This is a genomic window from Sphingobium limneticum, assembly GCF_008710165.1.
GTDB classification, from domain to species: Bacteria; Pseudomonadota; Alphaproteobacteria; order Sphingomonadales; family Sphingomonadaceae; genus Sphingobium; species Sphingobium limneticum.
On record NZ_VYQA01000003.1, the window covers coordinates 318682 to 342744 of the forward strand.

Annotated in this window: 28 protein-coding genes and 1 tRNA gene; 22 read left to right on the forward strand and 7 right to left on the reverse strand. The window is 61.9% G+C overall.

Features of this window, described 5'->3' with window-relative positions:
* The first annotated feature begins 28 nt into the window (after positions 1–28).
* The 9 genes from F4U95_RS06245 (at position 29) to F4U95_RS06280 (ending at position 4547) form a co-directional block, all read left to right on the forward strand.
* Positions 29–265, forward strand: coding sequence for a hypothetical protein (locus F4U95_RS06245; RefSeq protein WP_150424985.1), 237 nt, complete (start codon positions 29–31; stop codon positions 263–265).
* Positions 262–453, forward strand: coding sequence for a hypothetical protein (locus F4U95_RS06250; RefSeq protein WP_150424986.1), 192 nt, complete (start codon positions 262–264; stop codon positions 451–453). The genes F4U95_RS06245 and F4U95_RS06250 overlap by 4 nt, the downstream gene beginning before the upstream one ends.
* Positions 450–1199 (forward strand): helix-turn-helix domain-containing protein, encoded by a 750-nt coding sequence (locus F4U95_RS06255; protein ID WP_150424987.1) that lies wholly within the window; start codon positions 450–452, stop codon positions 1197–1199. The genes F4U95_RS06250 and F4U95_RS06255 overlap by 4 nt, the downstream gene beginning before the upstream one ends.
* 79 nt (positions 1200–1278) lie before the next feature.
* Positions 1279–1656, forward strand: a complete 378-nt coding sequence (locus tag F4U95_RS06260; protein WP_150424988.1) for a hypothetical protein — start codon at positions 1279–1281, stop codon at positions 1654–1656.
* A complete protein-coding gene (locus tag F4U95_RS06265; RefSeq protein ID WP_161600378.1) occupies positions 1649–2422 on the forward strand; it encodes a phage antirepressor in 774 nt (257 codons plus the stop codon). Before F4U95_RS06260 ends, F4U95_RS06265 begins: the two co-directional genes overlap by 8 nt.
* Before the next feature lie 205 nt (positions 2423–2627).
* Complete coding sequence (locus F4U95_RS06270; RefSeq protein ID WP_150424990.1) at positions 2628–3152, forward strand: terminase small subunit-like protein; 525 nt, start codon at positions 2628–2630, stop codon at positions 3150–3152.
* 4 nt (positions 3153–3156) lie between these two features.
* Positions 3157–3498: a hypothetical protein gene (locus tag F4U95_RS06275; RefSeq protein WP_150424991.1), complete on the forward strand. Its 342-nt coding sequence runs from the start codon at positions 3157–3159 to the stop codon at positions 3496–3498.
* Positions 3488–3628, forward strand: a complete 141-nt coding sequence (locus F4U95_RS25525) for an HGGxSTG domain-containing protein (protein ID WP_425505036.1) — start codon at positions 3488–3490, stop codon at positions 3626–3628. Before F4U95_RS06275 ends, F4U95_RS25525 begins: the two co-directional genes overlap by 11 nt.
* Before the next feature lie 241 nt (positions 3629–3869).
* Positions 3870–4547, forward strand: coding sequence for a hypothetical protein (locus tag F4U95_RS06280; protein WP_150424992.1), 678 nt, complete (start codon positions 3870–3872; stop codon positions 4545–4547).
* Here F4U95_RS06280 and F4U95_RS24895 read toward each other — a convergent pair.
* Positions 4526–4693 (reverse strand): hypothetical protein, encoded by a 168-nt coding sequence (locus F4U95_RS24895; protein WP_211363950.1) that lies wholly within the window; start codon positions 4691–4693, stop codon positions 4526–4528. The two genes, F4U95_RS06280 and F4U95_RS24895, sit on opposite strands and share 22 nt — an antisense overlap.
* 131 nt (positions 4694–4824) lie before the next feature.
* Between F4U95_RS24895 and F4U95_RS06290 the strand changes: the two genes are divergently transcribed.
* The 3 genes from F4U95_RS06290 to F4U95_RS06300 are packed head-to-tail and all read left to right on the forward strand — an operon-like array spanning position 4825 to position 9168.
* Complete coding sequence (locus F4U95_RS06290) at positions 4825–5349, forward strand: virion core protein, T7 gp14 family (protein WP_246171507.1); 525 nt, start codon at positions 4825–4827, stop codon at positions 5347–5349.
* Complete coding sequence (locus F4U95_RS06295; RefSeq protein ID WP_150424994.1) at positions 5349–7445, forward strand: hypothetical protein; 2097 nt, start codon at positions 5349–5351, stop codon at positions 7443–7445. The genes F4U95_RS06290 and F4U95_RS06295 overlap by 1 nt, the downstream gene beginning before the upstream one ends.
* Position 7446: 1 nt before the next feature.
* Positions 7447–9168 (forward strand): lytic transglycosylase domain-containing protein, encoded by a 1722-nt coding sequence (locus F4U95_RS06300; RefSeq protein WP_161600379.1) that lies wholly within the window; start codon positions 7447–7449, stop codon positions 9166–9168.
* 14 nt (positions 9169–9182) lie between these two features.
* Here the strand turns inward: F4U95_RS06300 and F4U95_RS06305 are convergent, their stop codons facing one another.
* Complete coding sequence (locus F4U95_RS06305; RefSeq protein WP_150424996.1) at positions 9183–9770, reverse strand: hypothetical protein; 588 nt, start codon at positions 9768–9770, stop codon at positions 9183–9185.
* Between the two features lie 3 nt (positions 9771–9773).
* Here F4U95_RS06305 and F4U95_RS06310 point away from each other — a divergent pair, with 3 nt between their 5' ends.
* The 3 genes from F4U95_RS06310 to F4U95_RS06320 all read left to right on the forward strand — a co-directional run bounded on the left by F4U95_RS06310 (position 9774) and on the right by F4U95_RS06320 (position 12681).
* Positions 9774–11648: a hypothetical protein gene (locus F4U95_RS06310; RefSeq protein WP_150424997.1), complete on the forward strand. Its 1875-nt coding sequence runs from the start codon at positions 9774–9776 to the stop codon at positions 11646–11648.
* 205 nt (positions 11649–11853) lie between these two features.
* Positions 11854–12036, forward strand: coding sequence for a hypothetical protein (locus tag F4U95_RS06315; RefSeq protein ID WP_150443120.1), 183 nt, complete (start codon positions 11854–11856; stop codon positions 12034–12036).
* A gap of 6 nt (positions 12037–12042) precedes the next feature.
* The gene (locus F4U95_RS06320; RefSeq protein ID WP_150424999.1) at positions 12043–12681 is read left to right on the forward strand and encodes a Fic family protein; all 639 of its coding nucleotides are present in this window, start codon (positions 12043–12045) and stop codon (positions 12679–12681) included.
* Between the two features lie 30 nt (positions 12682–12711).
* On the opposite strand, the gene F4U95_RS06325 is transcribed toward F4U95_RS06320, so the two are convergent.
* Complete coding sequence (locus F4U95_RS06325; RefSeq protein ID WP_150425000.1) at positions 12712–14067, reverse strand: hypothetical protein; 1356 nt, start codon at positions 14065–14067, stop codon at positions 12712–12714.
* Between the two features lie 71 nt (positions 14068–14138).
* On the opposite strand from F4U95_RS06325, the gene F4U95_RS06330 reads away from it, so the two are divergent.
* A complete protein-coding gene (locus F4U95_RS06330) occupies positions 14139–14447 on the forward strand; it encodes a helix-turn-helix domain-containing protein (protein WP_246171508.1) in 309 nt (102 codons plus the stop codon).
* Here the strand turns inward: F4U95_RS06330 and F4U95_RS06335 are convergent.
* A complete protein-coding gene (locus F4U95_RS06335) occupies positions 14444–14770 on the reverse strand; it encodes a hypothetical protein (protein ID WP_150425001.1) in 327 nt (108 codons plus the stop codon). The genes F4U95_RS06330 and F4U95_RS06335 overlap by 4 nt on opposite strands.
* A 133-nt stretch (positions 14771–14903) precedes the next feature.
* Positions 14904–14977: transfer RNA gene (locus tag F4U95_RS06340), tRNA-Gly, on the reverse strand.
* A 110-nt stretch (positions 14978–15087) separates the two neighbouring features.
* On the opposite strand from F4U95_RS06340, the gene F4U95_RS06345 reads away from it, so the two are divergent.
* The 4 genes from F4U95_RS06345 (at position 15088) to F4U95_RS06360 (ending at position 20747) form a co-directional block, all read left to right on the forward strand.
* Positions 15088–16068 (forward strand): LysR family transcriptional regulator, encoded by a 981-nt coding sequence (locus tag F4U95_RS06345; protein WP_150425002.1) that lies wholly within the window; start codon positions 15088–15090, stop codon positions 16066–16068.
* Between the two features lie 116 nt (positions 16069–16184).
* Positions 16185–18332 (forward strand): TonB-dependent receptor, encoded by a 2148-nt coding sequence (locus F4U95_RS06350; protein ID WP_150425003.1) that lies wholly within the window; start codon positions 16185–16187, stop codon positions 18330–18332.
* 141 nt (positions 18333–18473) lie between these two features.
* On the forward strand, positions 18474–19589 hold the full coding sequence (locus F4U95_RS06355; protein ID WP_150425004.1) for a DUF47 family protein: 1116 nt from the start codon (positions 18474–18476) through the stop codon (positions 19587–19589).
* Between the two features lie 159 nt (positions 19590–19748).
* Positions 19749–20747 carry an inorganic phosphate transporter gene (locus F4U95_RS06360; RefSeq protein WP_150425005.1) on the forward strand — a complete coding sequence of 333 codons (999 nt, stop codon included), beginning with the start codon at positions 19749–19751 and terminating at the stop codon, positions 20745–20747.
* 88 nt (positions 20748–20835) lie between these two features.
* Here the strand turns inward: F4U95_RS06360 and F4U95_RS24755 are convergent, their stop codons facing one another.
* The gene (locus F4U95_RS24755; RefSeq protein WP_170267472.1) at positions 20836–21012 is read right to left on the reverse strand and encodes a hypothetical protein; all 177 of its coding nucleotides are present in this window, start codon (positions 21010–21012) and stop codon (positions 20836–20838) included.
* Between the two features lie 140 nt (positions 21013–21152).
* On the opposite strand from F4U95_RS24755, the gene F4U95_RS06365 reads away from it, so the two are divergent.
* On the forward strand, positions 21153–22556 hold the full coding sequence (locus tag F4U95_RS06365; RefSeq protein WP_150425006.1) for a helix-turn-helix domain-containing protein: 1404 nt from the start codon (positions 21153–21155) through the stop codon (positions 22554–22556).
* Positions 22557–22702: 146 nt separating this feature from the next.
* Here the strand turns inward: F4U95_RS06365 and F4U95_RS06370 are convergent, their stop codons facing one another.
* Positions 22703–23599, reverse strand: coding sequence for a LysR family transcriptional regulator (locus F4U95_RS06370; protein ID WP_150425007.1), 897 nt, complete (start codon positions 23597–23599; stop codon positions 22703–22705).
* A gap of 224 nt (positions 23600–23823) precedes the next feature.
* Between F4U95_RS06370 and F4U95_RS06375 the strand changes: the two genes are divergently transcribed.
* Positions 23824–24060, forward strand: coding sequence for a hypothetical protein (locus tag F4U95_RS06375; protein WP_120252308.1), 237 nt, complete (start codon positions 23824–23826; stop codon positions 24058–24060).
* The last annotated feature ends 3 nt before the right edge of the window (positions 24061–24063 follow it).

The window sequence follows — 24063 nt, forward strand, 5'->3', positions numbered from 1 at the left end:
ATCGCCATCGCAAGCGCTGAGCCAAGCCATGGGTGAGGTAATCGCATTTCCCAGCAAACCGCTCCGTGGCTGGCTCGTGTTCCCGGATGGAGAATTGTGGGGCGCTCGGAAGATCGGCTTTGGCGAGGAAGCAGCAGCGTATCCGCCAGCTGACGCCTTAGTCGCCCTCGACTGCATCATGTCGATCATGCGCGAGCATGACGTGCGTATGGGCTTGCCGATAATCGTCAATCCTTTGGCGACGGTTCTCGGAGGGGCCGCATGATTGCGCGCAGTATTGAGATCACGCCCCTGCCCGGTTGCGATGGCTACAACGTGATAGTCCAGCCGCCGGTGCCGGACGAGCCGCTCGACGCCGAGTTTCCGGGCTATCGCAGGGCGCGCGCTTGGGCAGATGGTCTTCGCCAGACGCGCGGCTGGCGGATTGTCGATCGGTCAGGGCTGGAGCCATGAGCAATCACATCATATCGATGGCCTATAAACGCGACCTTCGCACCGCCATGCGCAAATCGGTGATGGTGCTGCTCGCCGACAAAGCGAGTGACGATGGCTCCGGCGTCTACGCCTCGAAGCAGACAATGGCGGATGAACTGTGCTGCTCCAAGCAGACGGTAATCGACACCATTAAGAGCTTTTTGGAGGAGGGATTGGTCAGCGAGGTCGGCCGGCGCGGCAATCTGCGCGGATACACGGTTGAATATGGGATCAATCTGAGTGCGCTGGAAGCTTTGCCATTGGTGGCGTGCCATGCCGCACGCCGGTCAAGAGGGCTGACCGGTCAACCTACTGGACCGGTCAAGGAGGTCCGGGGGACCGGTCAACCTGCTGGACCCAAACCCTCCTTGAACCATCCAAGTAGACAAACACAGGCTGCGCGCGAGCTTCCTGATAATTGGCACCCAGTCACGTTTGGCGTCGGCACCAAGAGCCTCGATGTAGTGAACGGCTGGCCGCCTGGCGAACTCGAAGCCCAGCTTGAACATTTCACGGCGCACCATCGGGCCAAGGGCTCGCGGTTCAAAGACTGGCAGGATGCCTGGTCGACTTGGGTGCTCAACAGCAGACGATACGGACGACGCGACAATGAACGCAATAACCGCCATCACTCCGCAAACCGAGGGCCAAGTAATCCGCTGGTCAGAGCCGGCCTTGCCTTCGAGGCTGAGCAGGCTGCTCGATCAGAAGCTGACCTTCAATGATCTGCCTATCGTCGGCCCGAAAAGCGCCAGGGCGTTTCGAGACTATGTCGACGCTTGCATCCCGCCATCAGCAACGCCCGTGCAGATCAATCGCATGATAACCCGCGTTGCCAATATGATGCCCTCCCCCCGAGACATCACGGATGACGAGAGCGAGGAGCGGATGGCGACGTTTCGACAAGCTTTGCGTCACCACGCGCTGCCGGACCTTCACGCTGTGTTTGATGCCATCCTGCGCAGCTGCCGCTTTTTCCCGACGATCGCGGAGATCGAAGCATTGATCGCGCCGATCCGGGCCAAGCGGATGGTGCGGGTGAACCGCGCCAAATCGCTAATTCTTAAACATGAGCGTGAGTGGCGGGCTCCGGCCAATGAATTCGCCACGCCGGAAGATGTGGCGGCGATCCGCGCCTCCATGCGGCTGGCATGCGCTGAGACTGGAGGTGCTCATGTCTGACCTCACCCCTTTCAATTTCGAGAGCCGCCCTGTTCGGATCAGCGATCGGGATGGCCAGCCGTGGTTCGCTCTCGCGGACGTCTGCTCTGTCCTGGACATCCAGAACGTCGGCAATGCCGCTGCCCGGCTGGATGACGACGAGCGCGATAGCATCCGCAATCCGGATGTTAATCGTGGACGCGGCAACCCGGACCTGCTCGTCGTCAATGAAAGCGGGCTGTTCAAACTCATGTTGAGGAGCAGGAAGCCAGCCGCGAAGCGCTTCACGAAGTGGGTGACGTCGGAAGTTCTACCATCGATCCGGCGCTCCGGGCATTACGGCGGTGCAGCCGCGCCATTAAACCTAAGCGACCCGGCTGTCCTTCAGCGACTATTGCTCGAACATACCGGCCGGGCCCTTGCGCTTGAAAATCGCAACAACGAGTTGGCCACCCAGGCGGCGGCACTCGCACAGCTAACTCATGCAGAGGGCGCGCTATCCATTACCGATGCAGCGAAAGCTCTTAATACCGGCCCGCGCGCGCTGTTCGGCTGGATGGGGCAACGACTGTGGATCTACCGTCGATCGGGTGGTTCGCGGTGGCTGGGCTACCAAGCAAAGATCTCCGCTGGCCTTATTACCCACAAAGTCACGCGGATCGAGCGACCGAGCCAACCGGCGAAGTTTGTTGAACAGGTTCTGCTCACGCCCAAGGGTATCGCGAAAATTGCGGAAATCATGGCGATGGAAAAGGCCGATACGTGGAAAGACCCGCAGCTATCATGAGTGCCCAGCACGCGCAGATGAACATTGAGGCTGCCGAGTTTCGGGCCTGGCTCAAATATCGCAACGGCGGACAGGAACCAGACTGGGACTGGGTACGCCGCAATTATGGGTTGCTCACAAAGGCCTATGGGAGGGAGGCTCCTATCTTTTGCCCGCCTGCCGCGCCGCCTGTTCTTTCATCCGACCGATATGACGAGCTCGACTAATGCCTGATGGCGACGCCCCGCCCCCAACATTGGGACCAGCACGCACGCGCACGCGCGCGAAGCGTCCCGCCGCCGCAAAACAGGAGATTTTCATTCTCATCATGGAGGGTGAAAGCGTCCGCAGCATCTGCGCGCGGGAGGGAATGCCGAGCAAGTCCACAGTTATGCGCTGGCTGGCTTCCGATCCTGATTTCCGGGCCGGTTATATCGCGTCGAAAGCGCTGTATGCCGAGACGCTTGCCGATGAGATCATCGAAATCAGCGACGACGCGACGAACGACTGGATGGACCGCCAGCGTGAAGACGGCACGAACGATCGTGTTCTCGATTACGAACATGTCCAGCGTTCGAGGCTCCGGGTGGATAGTCGCAAATGGCTAGCCGCCCGTCTGTCACCGAAGAGATACGGCGATTCCTCGATGCTGAAAATTGGTGAGCTGGACAGCGCGCCGCGCAAGGAGCTCTCTCCAACCGAGATCGCAATACGGCTTGCTGCCTTGGCGGCATCACAAAACAAGGAGTGATCCAATGAATTCGTGGGACTTGGTGGGCATGGTAGAAACGACAACGCAAGAACAGTGTCGCGACCTGGGAAACCTTTTGCTTGAGCTGGCCGACCAGCCGCGGGACGCCAAGTGGAAAGCCTTTATCTCCATGACGCGCAGCCAGATGGAAACGCCTGAGCAACGGACAATTGCCTCAGCGATCGAGGCAGGGAACAGGCGAGTCGAAGCAGCTTCTGATGCTTTACGGGCTGACGGGATGGATCATCGAACGCTGATAGAAGCAGAATTAGCCCGGCGAGGCGACGGCCGTACATTCGAGCATTTCCGCAACAGCATCGGCGCGATCAGTAGCAATGTCGCCTGATCGGCCGATCTGCGCTGCCAAAAGGCGAAATGGGGAAGCTTGCCGGAAGCTACCTATGCAAAACGGCCGGTGCCACTTGCATGGAGGTAAGACGCCGCCGCGCAACTCGTCACAGGTCGAGCGGGAATGACGCTTTCAGGATCATCGCTTCGTTATCCGACTCTATGCGGTAGACTATCCCATCCCCATCTGGTCCACGCCTGTACGCAGATTTGGGTAGCTCTGGAAACCCGCTCTGTATTGCTTGGTCCTCGCTATGTGTCAGGCGCCACAGCTTTCCTAATATCCGTTTCAAATTCCCTCCGTCGATTCAACAGGTTTGAGCCCTACCCTATCGTCGCTGCGACGATCGACAAGGAGGAGTTTCGACCGTGGCAGACAAAACGACTTTCACCGAGCAGGACTATATCTCGCAGCGGGATGCGCTGGATCAGCAGATCCGTGTCGCCGAGGATTATCATCACCGTGCCGGCTATCAGCAGGTTCTTGGCGAGACGACACAGGATGACGTCGACAAAGCGCTGGTGGCACTTGACGCGCTGAAGAACCGGCGTCGCAGCCTGGAGGCTGCATGGCAGGAAGCACGGCGGCGTGCGGCTGGCGATGCAGCGAGCCGGTCGCAGGCTGGGCAGGCTGCCTGTATCGCCGAAATTGACCGACAGCTTGTTAACCGGCTGGCGATAATCGCAAAAATCCAGGATGCCGCCAAGCTGCTTGCCCGTCTGGTCTTGGAATATGACGCAGCAGGGGCCACCATCAAAGACAGCGCCAAGCAACTATACTCGATGGCATCGGTGGCGCCTGGTGACAAGGCGCGGCACCTGCAATCTCTGGCTTCGTTGCAGGAAGATCTATTCGACGGCCGCGATGTGGCGTTGATTTCCGGCCTGCTCGCGAAGGAAGGCGTCACCTTCTCCACTGTGCCGAGCGCCAATGCGCGCGCTGAGTATGATCGGGTTGGCGGGCTCCCGTCGTTCGTCGCAAACGTCAATGCGAAGATACGAACCCGCGCAGTTTCCCTCTGCCCTCACGGGGAGAAGCTATCATGAGCCAGCAGCGCGCCCTTGTTCGCGTCCAGCTGCCACAGCCCGAAGATCGAATTGCCGAAGTTGGCGAGGCCGTCGAGCGAGAGGGGCTGGACTGGAAGTTTGAGCCGATCGACCCGATAGAGTGGGCGGCATGGAATACGGGCCATCGCGACGATGAGCGTGTTGCAAATGAATGTCGGCGAACTGGCCAGTTGCCCGACGTGCCGCCACCGGCTGGGGTCTACACGCCACCGGAGGCGATCCGTCGTCCGACCAGCGGATGGACACCTGATATGAAGTGGACCCGCTGACCATGTGCGCCCCAGTCGCAACCCTCGCGCTAATCGGAACCGCGATTTCTGCGGCTGGGACCGGCTTCGCTGCCGTTCAATCCAGCGCGCAATCCCGCTACGCTGCAAACGTCGCAGATCAGAACGCCCGCTTGTCGGCCGAAGCCGCACGCACGCAGCAGGACGCTACACGCCAGGAATTGCAGACACATTGGCGACGGCAGGCTCAACTCCAGGGGCAGCAGCGTGTCGCCATGGCGGCCGGCGGGCTCGATTTGGGATTCGGCAACGCTGCGGATCTATCCGCGGATACGGCGATGCTCGGCCGCGAAGATGCCCAGCGGATCATCGACCAAGGCGCCAATGCCGTGAAGGGGTTTGACATCGAGGGCAGCAATTATCGCTCTCAGGCCCAAGCATCCCGGCAGGCAGCATCCGGAGCACTGGTTGACGGCGTCTTCGGCGTTGCCACCACCGCGCTCGGAGGTGCGCAACAGCATCGGGAACTGAAAATCAAATACGGGAAACACTGATGCCCCGCATTCCTCAATATGGCAGCCCCACCGTCGGCCCGGCCCAACCGGTGCAGGCTCGCTTCCGTCCAGCCGACAATAGCGGCGGCCTGTTCGGCGCCGTCGCCACCGGGCTCATTAAAACCGGGGCAGCGATCGGCGACTATGCCCAGGTGCGTGCGCGCATCGTCGCGGAGGAAGAGGAAACCAGCGCTAAGGAGGCCGACAACCAACTGGCCTCGTTCATCCAAAGTGCGATGGATGATCCGGAAACCGGGCTGCGAAACAAGCGAGGCAAGGATGCCAAGGACGCATTTGAGCCAACGATGAAGGAAATCGACCGTCGGCGGTCCGAACTGCGCGGCACGCTCGGCACGCCGATCGCGCAGCGTGCCTTCGACAGCGTGGCCGACCAGCGGATGCTATCAGCCCAGTCTCTCGTGTCGCGCCACGTCGCACAGGAGTTCGATAGCTGGCAGGACGATACCCAGGCGGCGCGCATCGCCCTATCGGTGTCGGACGCGGGCACTGCGTATGATGACATGGCTGTTGCCGACAAGCATATCGCAACGGCTTTGGGCGAAATCCGGAAGATGGGTGAGCGCAAGGGATGGTCGCCCGAGATGGTAGCGATCGAGAGCCTGAAGACCGAATCGGCCGCCCGGCGGCTGGCGGGTAATCGCCTCTCGGACGTCGCCCCTGATCTAGGTGAGCAGTATCTGAAGGTCTACGGCGCACGCATGGAGCCGGGAGACGTCGACGCGGTGCAGGATCAGATACGTACCCGCCGGACAGCTGAAGCTGCCGAAACTCGCCGGATGCAGGCACAGGCACGGCAGGAACAGCGAGAAGAGGCCGCGCTTGTGTCCGAGCAAGCCCGCGATGTGCTCGACATGATCGATAACGGCCATGAAGTCGACGCCACCTCACTGGGCAAGCTCGCCTCTCGCCTAGACCAGCTGGACAAGCCGGTCCTGGCATTGCGTCTTCGTTCGGCGGGAGAGGTCCAGACCTTTACCAGCGAGGCCCGCCAGTGGCGACCGGATCAATTGCAGGGCTGGCTCAACCAGCAGCGTGGAGAAAAAGGCCAGCGGACGCCGGTGCAGGCCGCCCGCATCGACGCAGGTGAGCAGCTGCTAGGCAAGATGCGCGCGCGGTTGAAATCTGATCCGCTATCGTGGGCGGCGGAAGCCGGTGTGGCTCAGCTGGCGCCGGTGGATTATCGGGATGCGCGCAGTATGCAGGCCCGGATCAAGACGAGCCTGGCTGTGTCGGAGCGATATGGAACGCAACCGACTTTCCTGACTGACGAAGAAGCGACGCTGATGGCGGGGCAGATTGCCAAGGCCAACCCTCAGCAGAAGAGCAAGATCGCCGAGAACATTGTCACGGGCTTCGGTCGCTATGGCCGGGACGTGCTGGGCAGCATTTCCGGTGCAGATCCGATCTTCGCCCATGCCGGCGGACTGGCGGCGACCGTGCCGGGGGGCAAGGATACTGCCGAACGGATCTTCGCGGGGCAGCAGGCGTGGAAAGATAAGGCCGTCGCCATCCCTTCACTGGACGCTTTCCAGGCGGCGCCCGGGCTTGGCTCGGCACTCGCATTCACGCCCAAAACGCGGGGAGCGCTCTTCAAATCTGCGCAGGCCATATATGCGAGCGAAGCAGTCGCTGCCGGCCTCGACCCCAAATTCGTAGATCCCGACACATGGGGTAAGGCGCTCAATCGCGCGGCTGGGGCAACCTATGGACGGGATGGAAGCCGCGTCGGCGGCCTAGGCAGCTACCGTGGAAACAATATCATCCTCCCGCCCGGCGTCGCGCCTGAAGAATTCGGCACCCTCATGGGCAGGATCAATGGCGATGATTTGAAGGCGATCGGCGCGAAGCCGACGTACGGCAATGGCAAGCCTGTAGATTTGGAAACACTGCGCTCCGGCTACCTCTTTGATGCCGGCAGCGGCCGCTACTCCGTGGCGCTCGACAAGCGCGGGACGCAATTTCTGCGCGGTCCAAAGGGGCAATTCATTCTTGATATGAATGCCTTGGTCCCACGCCTTCGCGGCCGGGCACCGCAGGGCGTCCTTCAACAGGTCGGCGATTGGCTGGGGTTCTGAGATGCCGCAGGATTATTTCTTCGGGGAGGATGGCGAGACAGGCCAAGCTCCAGCCGATTTCGCCAGCGGTCCCGCCACCGGTTTCCTTGACAACTTTCGGGAGGCGTATCGATCCACCCGCGTTGCTGGACGCACCGACAGCCGGGATCTCACATTGGCCGATGCTTACGAGCCGGTTATCGAAAGCCTGAATCAGGGCTTCCGCAAAGCTGGCGGCTGGACGCTGGTTTCCCCCGATCGCGACCGGATGTTCACCAACCCCTATCGCGGGGAGAGCAACAGCGCATGGGTCGTAGGGGACAGAGGGATCCCGGCCCAGGAGCAACGGATCTGGGACGAGATCGGGCGCCGTCGCCGCTCCGACCCGAAGTTTCTCGCCGAACTGGGCGCCGATCGCGCGGCTTTCATCCAGCAAATCAATGCGCGGGCGAAAGCGCAGCTGGAGCGAGAGGGTGACGTCGGCGACCGCGCCACGACAATGGGGACCATCGGGGGGTTCGCCGGCGCATTGTCTGGCGGCTTCTCCGACCCGGTCAACCTTGCGACGCTGGTGCTTGGCGGGGGGCCTTCTCGCTCAATCCTGAACACCGCCCTTCGTGAGGCCGGGATAAATGCCGCAACCGAAGCCGTCACGCTTCCCATCATAGCGCAGCGTCGGGAAGAGATCGGTGTGCCCATGACAGCAAAGGAGGCCGCCATTTCGGTAACAGCCGCGGGGGTATTGGGGGGCGTGGTCGGTGGCAGCGTGGAAGGGTTTCGGCGGCTGGGGCAAGAATTTCGTCCCGGCCGCGTCCGCACCCTTTCCGACGAGGAATTGTTGGCTGCCACCAAGGATATGCCCGATCCCGAAATTCAGGCTGCACGCGATGTTGTGGCCGAAAATCTGGAGATCGATCGCCTGAATCCATTTGAAGATACGCCATCCGGGCAGATCCGCCATCGTGAAGCGCTTGAGGCTGCCACGGCTCAAGCTCTTGATGACGGGTTTACCGGCCGCGAGCCGCTCCCGCCTGTGACTCCTTCGGTGCAGGAGCGGCTCGCCACCTTCTCGGACCCGGCCGGACCTGGTCAGGCGGAACAGATTGCGGCCTTGACCCACGACATCCGCGCAGCGATGGCAGCGCCGCCGCCCGGGCTCCCAGCTTCCGCTGCTCCGCAGGCTGGCGCCGCGCCGGCGCAAGCGATTCCCCGCGACCGGCTCATCAGCGCCGTGATAGGACAGGAATCTCGTGGCAATCCCAATGCGGTCAGCCCCAAAGGCGCGCGGGGCCGAATGCAGGTAATGCCGGGCACGAATGCCGATCCCGGTTTCGGCGTCCGGCCGGCGGCCGATAGCAGCGAGGCGGAGCGCGCGCGCGTCGGCCGTGATTATCTCGACGCCATGATGACCCGCTATGACGGCAACGTCTCGATGGCACTCGCGGCCTACAACGCCGGACCAGGCCGTGTAGACCAGTGGGTCAAAAAGATCGGCGACCCGCGCACCGGGGCTATTACCGATGCCGAATGGGCACGACGCATCCCGATCAAAGAAACCCGCGAATATGTGCCGAGCGTGCTGGAGCGCGCCGGCGTCGTGGCGGACGACATGCCTGCGATCGCCATTGAGGAAGCCGTGACCGACGGCCAGGCCGTGCCGGTCATGCGCCCGCTCCAGGAACTGTTCGCCGAGCATGATGCGGACGACGCCTTTATTTCAGCCGTGGAAGCCTGTCTGCTATGAGCCTCGACAAATGCCTATCGACCCTCGCGGCCACCGGCGCGATCGATCCCGGCCGGGAAGAGCAAGCCCGCAAGATTTTCGAGGAGATCCGGGCCGCGATCGGCGATGAGCTGGGCGCCGACGAGGCAGCGGCACAGGCCACGCATCGGGCGCTGGAGCGCATGAAGCGGGAGGCGGCGGAAAAGCGGAGGCAGACCCTTCTGCAAGCGTCCCGCCAGCGAGAGATCATGGGCAATCTCCGCAGCTATCGCGACGCCAAGGGCCGGGAGGACTGGGCAGCCGCTGCGACTGCGCATTTCGATCGCGACGAAGCGGCCACCTTCTCGAATATGGAAGCCCGTCGCAAATCGATCCTCGGCCAAGCCCATGGACGCATGACGGAGGTGCTCGCCACTTTCCGGCGCGATCTCCTCGGCCGGGTCAGAAACGACGCTGAGATGGATGATCTCGTCCGCGCGTCTTTCGGCCAGAAGGTGGACAATGCCAGCGCGCGCGAGCTGGCCAAGGCATGGGGCGAAACGGCGGAATATCTGCGCCAGCGGTTTAACCAGGCCGGCGGGCATGTCGCCAAGCGTGCGGACTGGGGGCTGCCGCAAACCCATGACATGGTTGCCGTGCGCAAGGCCGGTTTCGACGAGTGGCGCGCGTTCGTATCACCACGCCTCGACCCGTCCCGCATGTATGACGAGCTCACCGGCCGGCCCATGACGCCGGCGCAGGTGGAGCGCACGATGCGGCAAGTGTTCGACACCATATCGACCCAAGGGTGGAACAGCGTCGAGCCGTCAGGGGTGCCAATCAACGGCAAGATGGGTAACCGGCGCGCCGACCCGCGATATCTTGCCTTCAAAGACGCCGACGGCTGGCTCGAATATCAGGGCCGGTTCTCCAAAGGCACGCCCTTCGACGTCATGCTCGGCTACATCGATGGCATGACGCGCGACGTCGCGGCGCTGGAGGTGCTCGGCCCAAACCCCAGCGCGACGATGCGCTGGATGGAACAGATGATCACGAAGCAGGCCGCGGAGGCAGACGCGAAAACAGGAAAGGGAACGCGCAGCCAGAAAGCTCGATCGGCTGTGAAGCAAATGCGCGATATGTGGGCCGGCCTATCGGGACGCGCCAATGCCCCGATCAATAGCAACTGGGGTAACGCCCTCGCTGGCGCTCGGTCACTCCTCGTATCTGCGCAGCTGGGGAGCGCGTCTCTAACTGCGGTATCTGACATTGCTTTTCAGCGTATGGCAGCGAAGTTCAGTGGGTTGCCACTCACCGGCATCCTTCGCAATTATGTGAAGCTGTTCCGCCCAACGGTCACCGAAGATCAAAAGCTTGCAGTACGGCTGGGCCTGATCGCCGAAAACTGGTCGACGATCGCCTCTGCCCAGCAGCGCTACACCGACGAAGTGGCAGGCCCGGAGATAGCGCGCCGGCTTTCCGACTTCACCATGCGCGCATCGATGCTTTCACCCTGGACGCAGGCAGGGCGATGGGCGTTCGGCATGGAGTTCATGGGCTTCATGGCTGATAACCGCGCAAACGGTTTCGCGGCATTGCCCAAGCCGCTGCGAAACACGCTGAGCCGATACGGCATTAGCGCGGAAGAATGGGACATTGTCCGTAAGACACCCGTCTATTCTCATCAGCGGGCAACATTCCTCCGGCCCGAAGACTTGGCCAGCCGCCGGGACATTCCCGAAGGCATAGCGAACGATCTGGCCACGCGGCTGCTCGAAATGGTCCAGACCGAAACCGAATTTGCCGTGCCTGGTGCGAGCGTCCGCGGCCGGGCCCTGCTTTTCTCCGACGCGCCGCCCGGCACGTTCGTTGGCGAGCTGGTCCGGTCGGTGGCGCAATATAAGAATTTCGGCGTGACGATGATGTTCACCCATGGGCAGCGGACGCTTATGCAAAAGGGAAAAATGGCCAAGGCCGGATACGCTGCGAATCTATTCATAGGCGCAACGGCAATGGGTGCCCTCGCCTACCAGCTGAAGCAGATCGCTAAAGGCAAAGAACCGATCGGCATGACGGGCGAACATGCTGGCGAATTTTGGGGCGCAGCGATCCTCCAGGGCGGCGGCCTTGGCATTTATGGCGATTTCCTCTTCTCCGACGTCAACCGCTATGATCGCGGAATGGCGGAAACGCTCGCCGGCCCAACTGTCGCAGCAGCCAACGACGTGCGGAAGCTGACGATCGGCAACGCGATAGAGGGAGCGTCCAATGCATGGGAAGCTGCGCGCGGAAGGCCGACGAAAGACACTAAGGTCGGCAGGGAGGCAGTCCAGTTCGCGCGCAGCTACACGCCTGGCGGATCTCTTTGGTATGCGCGGCTGGCTTATGAACGCATCCTTCTCGACCAGCTGCAAAAGGAAGTCGATCCGGATTACCAGGAGCGCTTCAGGACGATGGAGGCGCGCGCCAGGCGCGAGATGGATCAGGAATATTGGTGGCGGCCAGGAGAGCCCGCTCCGTAGTTCGTCGCATTTTTCCTGCTTCATGCTTGGAACGGCTGGTTTGATCTCTATATTTCGTTGATCGATCGCTCCACCCTGTGTACCGTTGTGTCACACGGCGTATCGCCGAGAGGGGCGCAACATAACAGCGGGAATGGCGTTAACGGGATCATCAGATTTCGATCTGATTATGCCGCTATGGGAGTTTGATATGCCGACGAACTTGATGACCGACCGTAGCCTGCTCGATCGCTTGTCCGCTGCGGCTCAGCGCGGTGTTTCTGTGGCTGAACGCCGCCAGCAACGCGTTTCCTTTGTCTACGGGAATATGCCCAAGGGTAGCGACATGAGCCGCCACGAGGTGGAGAAGGCGCTCGACCGGTTAGATTCCCAGGACGGCCGCAGCTAAGCCTGCATGTTCGTTTTCGAGCTCGTCGGAAGCGAGCACAATCCAGTCTATCAGAAATTGGCACTCGAAAATCTCGATCGCCAATACAGCTTTTTGCAATCGGTGGTGGACGCCTCTCTGGCGCTCGGTCAGCCTATGCTGTCGATCGAGGTCATAAAGGCGCTGAACTATCACGCCATATCGTGCCTGCATGTGAGCGCAGGAGAGTTTCGTCCCTGCCCTGTGTACGTAGGCCAAGGCGAGACAGCGTATTCGCCCCCTGCGCATTTCCAAGTTCCTGCAATGATGCAAATGTTCACGAATCTCGTGAATCGCAGTTGGCAAGAAAATGATGCTGTTACCTTGGCAACGTATGTCTTGTGGCGGCTCAACCACATACATCCCTTCGTCAATGGCAACGGTAGAACTGCGCGCGTTTCGGCTTACTTTGTTCTTTGTCTTAGGTCTGGAGGCTGGTTGCCAGGCCAAAAACTGTTACCAGAACGGATAGTTGAAGTTCGACCGGAATATGTGGCTGCACTAAAAGCTGCAGACGCCTCACTCCAACAAGGCGAGCTCGATCTATCGCTACTACACGGGTTGGTTTCTCGCCTTCTGGATGAACAGATGAAGAGCGCCGAAGAGATCGTCCAGCCATCAGAATAAAGCCCCGACCCGCGGCCGGGGCGATATTCATTATGGTATGGAAATCTCACTAGCTTCCCTGACCATTCTTGCGGCGATTTCCTCACTTGGCGCACCGCCGTCCCCCCAAAGGGCGAGAAATTTCAACCGAAATTCTCGATCGTTTGACGGCCGGGTTTCTATCAGTCCGCGAAAGACTGCACGGTACGCCTCTCCAAGACGGTCTTCATCATCGCCATCAGCCGCATTGAGCTCCTCGTACGCTGCCATGAACTGCCGGCAGGCGGACATGAATGGCGTATCGTCCAACGCCGCCACCGAAATCTCCGACGCGGCAGCGCCAAGCGCTTCGGCCTTGCGAAGTTTCCGCAGGTCACCCAAAATGACATCAAATTCAGCTTGGCCGAGCGTGGCGTCTTCCGCCTCCGACTGCAGCGAAAGGATTTTCCATTCGATTGCGCCAAGGTCAGGCGCCCGCAATCGGCGAAGGCGATATTCGGAATCGATCATCGCGTTACAAAGCTCATCCGAACGATCTCGTTCATAGGCCTCTTTTGCGGCCGCGTAGGCCCCCATTGCTTCCTGCCAATTTGCTACATCGTTGATGTCTTTGACAGGTTGGCTGACATTCCAAATGCGCGTGAGATCGGTCAGCAGTTCAGCATGGTCAACGTCGCATTCCTGCGATCGCAAGAATTCGACCTTCGCGACCAAATCCCCGAGGGTGGCAGCTGGAAATCTCATGACTGCATCCCAGGCCGGTTGATCGAGTTGCTCCAGCCGCTTCATTTCAGCTTCAATCGCGGGATCATATGGGCCGTCATAGCTGAATTCGAAACTGTCGCGAATTTCCTGCTCTGCTGCGAACCTATGCCCGATGCCGCGCACCAGCTCACGACAGCACAGAGTGAAATCCTCTTCGTCGTCATATACATGAAACACCATAGCAGCCTGCACATCCACCGAACTGCTAGTCGTCATGTGCCGTATGCCAGAATCGGCTTCATAAGATAGCTGGGTGGTGTAGTGCGGGATCTCGTCAATCTGACGCTGCAGTTCGCGCTCCTCCAATTGGCGCTGCTGTTGCGCTGCATCCCACGCCGGATCGAAAATCTCATCGCCGTAAGCCCTGCGCGCCGCGTCCGTCTGCCGCCATGCTTCGACTGCATCATCCCATGCCTGAGTCGGTGCCAGCCGACGTTTTGGAACGATCAGTGACAGCGCGTCTGCTGCATCAACCTCATATGCCGGCTGGAATTGGCTGGGTTGCATCATCTGCATATCTGACTGCCCTTCTTCAATTTTGTGAGGTGCCGCTAGGCGGGTGCGCTCACTTGCCGGAGGACAGTCAACGAGCTGTGAAGGATTGGCGGTAATTTTGCGGTGGGGTATCGTGGCTTCAGCCATGATCGTCTCCTCATGACGATATTGGTCAGGCCGGGGCGGTTGTTGCGAGCTTCCGCCTCGGCTGTTCCATTATGGAACTGATCCAATTGGTATCAATTCATGGGATTGGCATCAACCTGAAATTGATACTAAATGGATCAATGTCTATTTCAGGAAAGCAATGCAGCGCCGCCCGCGCCCTCCTCGGCTGGACGTCGGCGCAGCTAGCCGAAGCCGCCAGTGTCGGTCAGGCGACGGTGAAACGGTTCGAGGCAGGTGACAGCGTGCGAGATACCAGCGTCGGCGCCATCAGGGCCGCGCTGGAGGAAGCGGGGCTAATATTCATTGCGGCTGGCGAAAACACTGCGGCTGGCGGAGAAGGTGTGCGTCGCCAGGCTTAATAGCCTCTTTCTACCTCGCGGCGGAATTCGGCCACCTTTTCCTTGTAGCCATCGGCGATCACTTCGGACGCGTAGCTCATGTCGGCCTCAGCCGCTTCTTGCATGCAACGGATATAATGGGCCGCGTCAGACTTATAGCTGTCCCACGCGTATCGATCGTTGCCATACGGCCGTATAGGCTTGGAGCAATTTTTCGATGGGTCGTATTCCAGCCGGAATAACAGTGTGGAAAATCCGCCCTTTGGCCCCATCAGCGGCGCCGCAGTCAGGCCAGAGCCGAAGGCAATACCTGCCGCCAGAATTACGACGACGCTGATTCTCATGCCTATTCCCCCCGAAGCATGGGATCACAATACCACAGATTCGCGCCGAAAACGGCGCAAACGGTGTGCTTATCCAGTGCTTATCCGAAAATCCGGCCGGGAGCTTCCTCAACCAGAAAATGGCCGAAAACCGTGGAGCGGGTAGCGGGGATCGAACCCGCATCACAAGCTTGGAAGGCTAGTGCTCTACCATTGAGCTATACCCGCCCGGCAGGAGAGCGCCCTGCCATTATCGGATGGCGCTCGTCAACCATGATTGCGCCATAAAGCGCAGATCGCCCCTTAACCCCCTGCATCATTTGTTCTACATCCCGGACATGAACAGTCCTTCCCTGCGCCAGTTGGATATATTCGCGCAGATGGTGGCGGTGGGGAGCGTGACGCGCTGCGCCGCCGATCTGGGCGTCGGCGTCGAACAGGTCTTGCAGGATCTGGCGTCGCTGGAGATGCGGCTGGGCTATCGATTGTTCGACAATCTGGATGGCATGGCGCGGCTGACGCCGGCAGGGCGCAAGACGGCGCAGGCGATGACGCTGCTGACGCAGGACGCGCCCGCGCCGGTGGAGGAAGCGCCGCCCGCCCCCGCCCCCGAGCCTGTGCCGGAAGCAGCGCCAGTCCAGCCCGTCGCGCCGGTGTTCGTCCCGCTCGTTTCGCCAGTGCCGGTTGCCCCGGCCGGCCCACCGCGACAGGTCATCACGCTGGCCGCCCCGGCGCCGGTGTTCGGCCAGATTCAGGATGGCCTGACCGCGTTCGAGGCCGCGAACGAGGATATCGCCATCACGCTGGACCTGCATGTCCATACGGCGCAGGACGCCGCGAGCGCGCTGGCCAATGGGCGGGCGGACATCGCCTATTTCTATGCGCTGGAGGAGCCGGGCGGTTTCGGTTCGCGCTATGGCTGGTCGGAGCAGTTGAACCTCTACGCCGGCAGCGACCATGCGTTGGCGCGCGCCGACAGCGTCAGCCGCGACGATCTGGCGCTGACGCCGATGCTGGCGCTGGAGACGCGCAGCGGCATGCGCGACATTATCGAGGCAGCGCTGGCCAAGGGGCGGTTCCGCAACATGATGCCGCTGCTGGAAAGCGACAATATGTTCGAGATCATCGCCGCGCTGCGCGAGGGCGCAGGCTGTTTCGCGGCGTTCGGTCCGCTGGCGCGCGACATCGGGCGGATGAGCGGCGTGCAACGGCTGGCGCTCGACATGCCCCTGCCCTCGATCGAGATTCGCCAGGCGATCGCGCCGCGATCGACCGACAAGCCGGCGGTCGAGGCCTTGGCGGAATTTCTATTCCTCTGAAACATGACGAAGATTTAATGCCGCGCCGCAGCGAAAATACGGCAGGTTGAACTTGATATGATGTATCATCCTAGATACAGGGTCACATCAGACCAGAACCAAAAGGGTTGATCTTCATGTCCCGCTTTCCCCTGCTGCGCGCCGGCTGCGCTTTGTCCGCGCTGTGCCTTGCCCTCCCCGCCCTTGCCGAGGAGGCCGACGCCCCCGACCAGGCCTATCATGACGGTGCCAAGTCCGACATCGTCGTCACCGCGCTGATCCCCCGCCGGCAGGGCGACATTCTTTCGGGTACGTCGGTCCTGACCGGCGACAAGCTGACCCGCGACCTGCGCCCCAGCATCGGCGAGACGCTGGCGCGCCAGCCGGGCGTGTCGTCCACCAGCTTTGGTCCCAACGCGTCGCGGCCGATCCTGCGCGGCTTCCAAGGTGAGCGCGTGCGCATCCTGACCGACGGCATCGGCAGCTTCGACGTGTCCAACACATCGGTAGACCATGCCGTCGCGATCAACCCGCTGACCGCCGACCGGATCGAAGTGCTGCGTGGCCCTGCCGCTTTGCTGTACGGATCGTCGGCGATCGGCGGCGTGGTCAATGTGATCGACAGCCGCATTCCGCGCCGCGTGCCGGACGAGGCGATCCATGTCGATGGCATCGCCACCTATGGCAGCGCCGCCAATGAGCGCACGCTGAGCGGCGAAGTCGAAGCACCGATCGCGGAGAATTTCGTCGTCCATGTCGATGGCAGCTGGACCAAGACCGACGACCTGCGCACCGGCGGCTATATATTGTCCAAGCCGATGCGGGCACTGGCCGCCCAGTCGGACGATGCGGAAATCCGCGAGGACGGTCAGTGGAAGGGTAAACTGCCCAACACCGCTGCCGAAACATGGGAAGTGGCCGGCGGCTTCGCCTATGTCGGCACCGGTGGCAATCTGGGCGTGTCGGTGTCGCACAGCGAAAATCGCTATGGCGTGCCGTCGCGGATCGACGTGGCCGAAGATCATGATCACGACCATGATCATGACGACGAGCCGGGCCACACCCATGAGGATGTGACGCTCTCGATGAAGCAGACCCGCGCCGACCTGCGCGGCGAAGTGTCGACCGGCGGCGGTTTCCTCGATTCCATCCGCCTGCGCGCGGGCTTTGCCGATTATCAGCATCAGGAAATCGAACCGACCGGCGAAGTCGGCACGACGTTCAAGAACCAGTCGATGGAAAGCCGGCTGGAATTCGTGCAGGCCCGCCATGGCGGCTGGGACGGCGCGTTCGGCGCGCAATTCTTCACCCGCCGGTTCGAAGCGATCGGCGATGAGAAATTCCTGCCGCGCAACGAAACGAACCAGCTCGGCCTGTTCACGCTGCAATCGCTGGACCTGGGCAGCACGCGCATCGAAGCGGGCGGCCGGTTCGAACATACCGACCTCAATTCCGTGGCCGACGCGGACCTGTTCGTCGGCGCCTATCGCCGCAGCTTCAACGCGCTGTCCGGATCGCTGGGCATCAGCCAGGAAGTGACGCCCGGCTGGCGCGCGGGCCTCAACCTGTCGCGCAGCGAGCGCGCACCGTCGGCCGAAGAATTGTTCGCGCGTGGCAATCATGCCGGCACGCAGGCGTTCGAACTGGGCGACCCGACCTTCGGCAAGGAAAAGAGCTGGGGTATCGAAGGCACGCTGCGCGGCAAGGGCGAGGGCTATAGCGTCAGCCTGTCGGCCTATCATAACTGGTTCAGCGGCTTCATCTACGATTCGATCGTGGACGACAGCGTGTGCCAGGCGGCCAATGGCGGCGCGGAACTGGAATTCCCCTGCTATGCCTATAGCCAGGCCGACGCCCGCTATTATGGTTTCGAGGCCGAAGGATCGGTAAAGCTGGCGCAGCTGGGCGGCTATGCCATCAATCTGGACGGCGTGGCCGACTATGTCCGTGCGACCATCAAGGGCAGCGGCCCGGCGCCCCGCATTCCCCCACTGCGCCTGCTGAGCGGCATCGAGGCACAGGGCGAGCGGATCAGCGCACGGGCCGAGGTGGAGCATGTGTTCGAACAGAATCGCATCGCCGCGACCGAAACGCCGACCGACGGCTTCACGCTGGTCAACGCATCGCTTTCCTTCAAGCCGTTCAAGGATAATGACCGCACGACTCTGATGCTGTCGGCGAACAATATCTTCGACGTGGAAGCCCGTCGCCACGCCAGCGTGTTGAAGGATTTCGCACCGCTCGCCGGCCGCGACATCCGAGTCACGGCGCGCTTTTCGCTGTAGAGCGTTCGTCGCCGCACGGCCTTACTTGTTCCCCGGCGCAGGCCGGGGAACATTGAAGCCCAACTCCGTCGGGCCATCCCGACATGCGCGGTTTTCGCGACAGATCATTGCATTTTGTGACAATTTCGTTACAGGCGGTCCATGCGCCAGATCGCCGCCCTTCCCTATACGACCGATGCCGACGGTGCGATGCAGATCCTGCTGATCACATCGCGCGAGACACGGCGATGGGTGATTCCCAAGGGGAACAGGATCAAGGGCATGGCCGGCCACCGCGCCGCCGAACTGGAAGCCTATGAAGAAGCAGGGATTCACGGCATCGCCTGTCCCGCGCCGCTCGGCCGCTATCGCTATGACAAGCGCAAGCGCAACGGCAACTCGCGTGAGGCGACGGTCGAGGTTTTTCCGCTTGCGGTCACCGGCCACCTGACGCAATGGCCCGAACAGGGCCAAAGGGAACTGCGCTGGTTCCCGGTAGCCGACGCTGCAAAAGCGGTGGACGAACCGGATTTGCAGTCGATCATCGCGGCCTTCCGCGAACCGCCGGCCAATCCCGGCTGGTTCCTGCGCCTGTTGCTGGCGATCCGCGAAAAGCAAAGTGAAAGGACTGGAATGCTGCGCTGGTTTCATGCGTTGATGCCCAAGCAGGGGCGCTTCTTCGAGCAGTTCGAGGATCACGCCGCCACGTTGGTCATCGGCGCGGATGCGCTGGCCAAGCTGCTCAAGGGCGGCCCGGACATGGCCGAGCATATCAAGGAAATATCCGACCGCGAGCATGAGGCGGACGATATCATCCGCGACGTGTTGCAGGATGTGCGCCGCATCTTCGTCACCCCGTTCGACCGCAGCGCCATCACCGGCCTGATCGGCGTCATGGACGACGCGATCGACCAGATGAACCAGACGGCCAAGGCGATCGCGCTGTATGAGGTCAAGGACTTCGCGCCGCAGATGCAGGATATGAGCGCGCTGATCGTGGAATGCGCGCGCATCACCGCCGAGGCGATGCCGCTGCTACGGTCGCTGAACCTGAACGCCACCCGGCTGCACGACCTGACCGAACGGCTGGTCAAGCTGGAGGGGCATGCCGATATCCTGCACGAAGCGGGCCTGAAGGCGCTGTACGAGCAGGCGCGGGCCGGCAATCCGATGGACTTCATCGTCGGCAACGAGATTTACAGCCATCTGGAAAAGGTCACCGACCGGTTCGAAGATGTCGCCAACGAGATTTCCGGCCTGGTCATCGACCACGCCTGATGGGCTTTGCCCTCTCCCGTTCGCCCTGAGCAGGGACGGAGCGAAGTCGAAGGCCCAATCGAAAGGTCGCGCATCGCTCCTATCCTTCGATACGCCGCTTCGACTTCGCTCAGCGGCTACTCAGGACGAACGGAATATTGAAGGACAGATGTCAATCCCATGGACCCCATCGCCCTCCCCCTGCTGATCGCGTTGATCGGTGTCGCCTTGCTGTTCGATTTCCTGAACGGCCTGCATGACGCCGCCAATTCGATCGCGACCATCGTGTCGACCCGCGTATTGAAACCGCAATATGCGGTCGCCTGGGCCGCTTTTTTCAACTTCATCGCCTTCCTCTTCTTCGGCCTGCATGTGGCCGAAACGGTGGGCAAGGGTATCGTCGACGCCAGCATCATCGATCCGCAGGTCATTTTCGGTGCGCTGATGGGCGCCATAGCCTGGAACCTCATCACCTGGGGGTTGGGGATTCCGTCCTCCTCCAGCCATGCGCTGATCGGCGGCCTGCTGGGCGCGGGCACGGCCAAGGCCGGGCTGGGCGCGGTAGTGTGGAGCGGCGTGTTCAAGACCAGCGCGGCGATCGTCATTTCCCCCGCCGTCGGCCTGTTCCTGGCGCTGATGCTGGTGCTGATCATCAGTTGGATCTTCCGCAAGTTCACGCCGCAGGGTGCGGACCGGGTGTTCCGCAAGCTGCAACTCGTCTCCGCATCGCTTTATTCGCTGGGCCATGGCGGCAATGACGCGCAGAAGACGATGGGGATCATCGCCGTATTGCTCTATTCGCAGGGCCTGTTGACCGGCGGCTTCCATGTGCCGCTGTGGGTGGTGCTGAGCTGCCAGGCGGCGATGGGCCTGGGCACATTGCTGGGCGGATGGAAGATCGTCCATACGATGGGATCGAAGATCACCCGGCTGACCCCGGCGCAGGGTTTCTGTGCAGAAACCGGCGGGGCCATCACCCTGTTCATGGCGACCCATCTGGGCATTCCCGTGTCCACCACCCACACCATCACCGGCGCCATCGTCGGCGTGGGTGCATCGCGGCGGCTGTCGGCGGTGCGGTGGAACGTGGCGTCGAGCATCATCGTCGCCTGGGTCGTGACCCTGCCTGCGTCGGCGGCAATCGGTGCGCTCTTCTATTGGCTGACGCGACTGTTCTGAGGAGGCAAGCAGCCTGTTCCCCGGCGCAGGCCGGGGTCCAGTTCCACGCTTCGAACTGGGCCCCGGCCTGCGCCGGTGAACAGCAATATCAGGCCACGCGGCCGAGGCGGTGGTAGAGATTGGCATATTTGATCGATTCCGGCTGATCCTGCACTTCCTTCAGATAGTGCGCGATGGCCGTGCGAATCAGGCCGAAATCCTGCTGGGAGAAGACGGCGCGCGAACGGCTCGGCTCGCGGGTCTGGTCGATCGTATCGGTGGTCATGTCTTTGTCCTTCGCGGCTGTGCCCGTCCGGGCTGATGAACACCGAGATAGTCAGGTAATTAACCTGCGGTAAGGCCGATGAGTGGCCGCAAGTCATGATTGGATTTGGTCATGTTGTAATTCTATGACATTATGACCTTATGGCAGAGCTGACCGATCGCAAACTCTATCTGGGACCGAAGCTGCGCGTCTTGCGCCGCGAACTGGGCCTTAATCAGACGCAAATGGCCGAGGAACTGGGTGTATCGCCCAGCTACCTCAACCATCTGGAGCGCAACCAGCGACCCTTGACGGCGCAGATGCTGCTGCGGCTGGCCAATACCTATGACATCGACATTCGCGATTTCACCGCGCAGGCGCAGGAGGGCGGCCCCGGCGAACTGAGCGAAATCCTGTCCGATGCGCTGGTGCGCGACATCGGTATCGCGCGCGACGAAGTGCTGGAGGTGGCGGAAAATTATCCCGGTGTCAGCGAGGCGATCGCCCGATTCTATCGCGCTTTGAGCGATTTACGCCGGCTGCCGGGCGAGGCAGCGGACCGCAGCGGTCCCGCGCCGCTGGTCGCGCCGATCGACTGGCTGCGTGAGACGATATCGCGGGCGGGCAATTATTTTGCGGAGATCGACGCGGGGGCGGAGGCTATCGCCGCCGACCTGCCGGACGACCCCGCTTTGTTGCAGGCGGAATTGCGCACCCGATTGAAGGGCCGGCACGGCATGAGCGTGCAAATGGTGCGCAGCGACGTGCTGGCCGGGACGCTGCGCCATTATGACATGCACCGGCGGCGGCTGTTGCTGAGCGAGCGATTGCCGCCATCCGGGCGGCTGTTCGCCATCGCCTATCATCTATGCGCGCAGGAACTGGCCGACGCCATCGCCGCGCAGATCGCCCGCGTCGCGCCGCCCGATGAGGATAGTCGCAGGCTCGCGGTCATGGCGCTGACCAACTATGCCGCCGCCGCGCTGATCATGCCCTATGACCGATTCCGGCAGGCGACGGAGCAAAGTCGGCACGACCTGCCATTGCTGCGCGACCGGTTCGGCGTATCGACCGAGCAACTGGCGCATCGGTTGACCAGCCTCAATCGTACCGGCGCGCGCGGCATCCCCTTCTTCATGGCGCGGATCGACCGGGCGGGGATCGTTTCCAAGCGCTTCGATGGCGAGGCCTGGCCCTTTGCGCGGTTCGGCGGCACCTGCCCGCGCTGGGACGCGCATGGTGCGCAGGATGCCGATCGAGTCACGCCGCAGCTGATCGAGACGCTGGACGGGAAGCGGTTTCTGACACTGGCGGTGGGCCTGCCGCAGGGCGCCGCGCGCGGGCGAGGCGTGATCGCGCTGGGATGCGAGGCGAAACATGGCGGGAGGATCGCCCATGCGGACGGGATCGACCTGGACAAGGGTGACGCCACCGAAGTCGGGCCGACCTGCCATTTGTGCGAGCGCCGGGACTGTCCGGATCGGGCCTTGCCGCCCGTGACGCGCGCGCTAGACCTGCATAGCTATGAACGGACGATCGCGCCCTTTCCGTTCCGGCGGGTTTAGAGCGAGACGGGCCTGCGGCGGATAGCAAGACGCCACAAGGCTGATCCATATAGAGCGTTCCCCGGCGCGGGTGGGGGGCCAGTCTCACGGTTAGAACTGGGCCCCGGCCTGCGCCGGGGAACCACTAAAGGAAGGTTCGTCGGGGTTCAGGCCGCCTTGGCCACCCAGTCGCGCTTGAGGTGGCGGGCGAGGAAGTCGAGGCAGGAGCGGACCTTCGCCATTTCCCCCTGCCCCGGCACATAAAGCGCCACGATGGAGGAGGCCGGGAGGGCGATTTCGGGCAGTAGCGGCTGGAGCCGGCCGGTATCCAGATCGTCCGCCACTTCCCAAAGCGATTTGATGACGATGCCGGCGCCATCCAGCGCCCAGGCGCGCGCCATTTCGCCGTCATTGGTGCTGAGCGTCACGCGCGGCCCATTGCCGCTCCCCACGACCGAGCGCCAGATGTCCTGCTGCGCTTCGCCCACGACGATATTGTCGTGGAGTGCAAGGTCGGCGATGCTGGTCGGCCGGCCGCGACGGGCGAGATAGTCCGGCGAAGCGCAGAAAAGACGGGGATTGTCGGTCAGCCGCTTCATCGTCAGCATACTGTCGGGCGGCGGATCGAAGCAGATGGCGATGTCATGCCCCGTCTCGACGATATTGGTCGCCTGTTCGGCGGTTTCGAGATGGATGGCGACGTCGGGATGCAGCGTCGCATATTCGCGGAACAGCGGCGCAAGGCGCATGCGCGCGGCGTTGATGGTCGTCACCACCCGCAGCAGGCCGGTCGCTTCGGTCGCGCGGCGCATGACGTCGGTTTCGACATCATCGATGGCGCTCAGGGCCCGACCCGCCTTGTCATAAAGCAGCGAGCCTTCTTCCGTCAGCGACAGGTGGCGGCTGTTGCGACGGATCAGCATGACCCCCAGCCGCGCCTCCAGTTGCGACAGGCGGCGACTGGTTGCCGCAAGCGACAGGCCGAGGCGACGCGCCGCTTCGGACAGAGTGCCCGATTCGGCAATCTTCACGAAGGATTCGATTTCGGCAAAGCGATCGGGCATCCGTCCAAGCTAGGCACTCGATGCTGCAACGCAATAGATCGGCTGTTGCGATACGGTATGGTTTCGTTGCTGCGTCTCTCCAGACCGACGTTTTTGTAAGCTTTTCTTGCCGGATCTCACAAGACGCAACCCAGCCTTGCGTCTGACGCATGGCGTTGACGGCGGCTTTTGCGCCGCATCATTTTCATAGGCGAGCCCCCAATTTCACCACGGAGTTTTCGCCCATGCCGATGCTGAGCGCCCGCCGCGCCAAGGTCGATCCGCCGATCGCCTGGAACGATATCGAAGCCCTGCCCATCTATGCCGCGATGGCGCTATGCCTGATCTGCCTGGGTCTGGCGCTGATGGATTCCACCCCCACCATCCACGCCACCATGTTGAAACTGGTGGGCATCGTCGGCGGCCTGGCACTGCGCCATGCCTGGTTGAAACTGGACGATGAGGGCGGCGACGCCCTTTAAGAG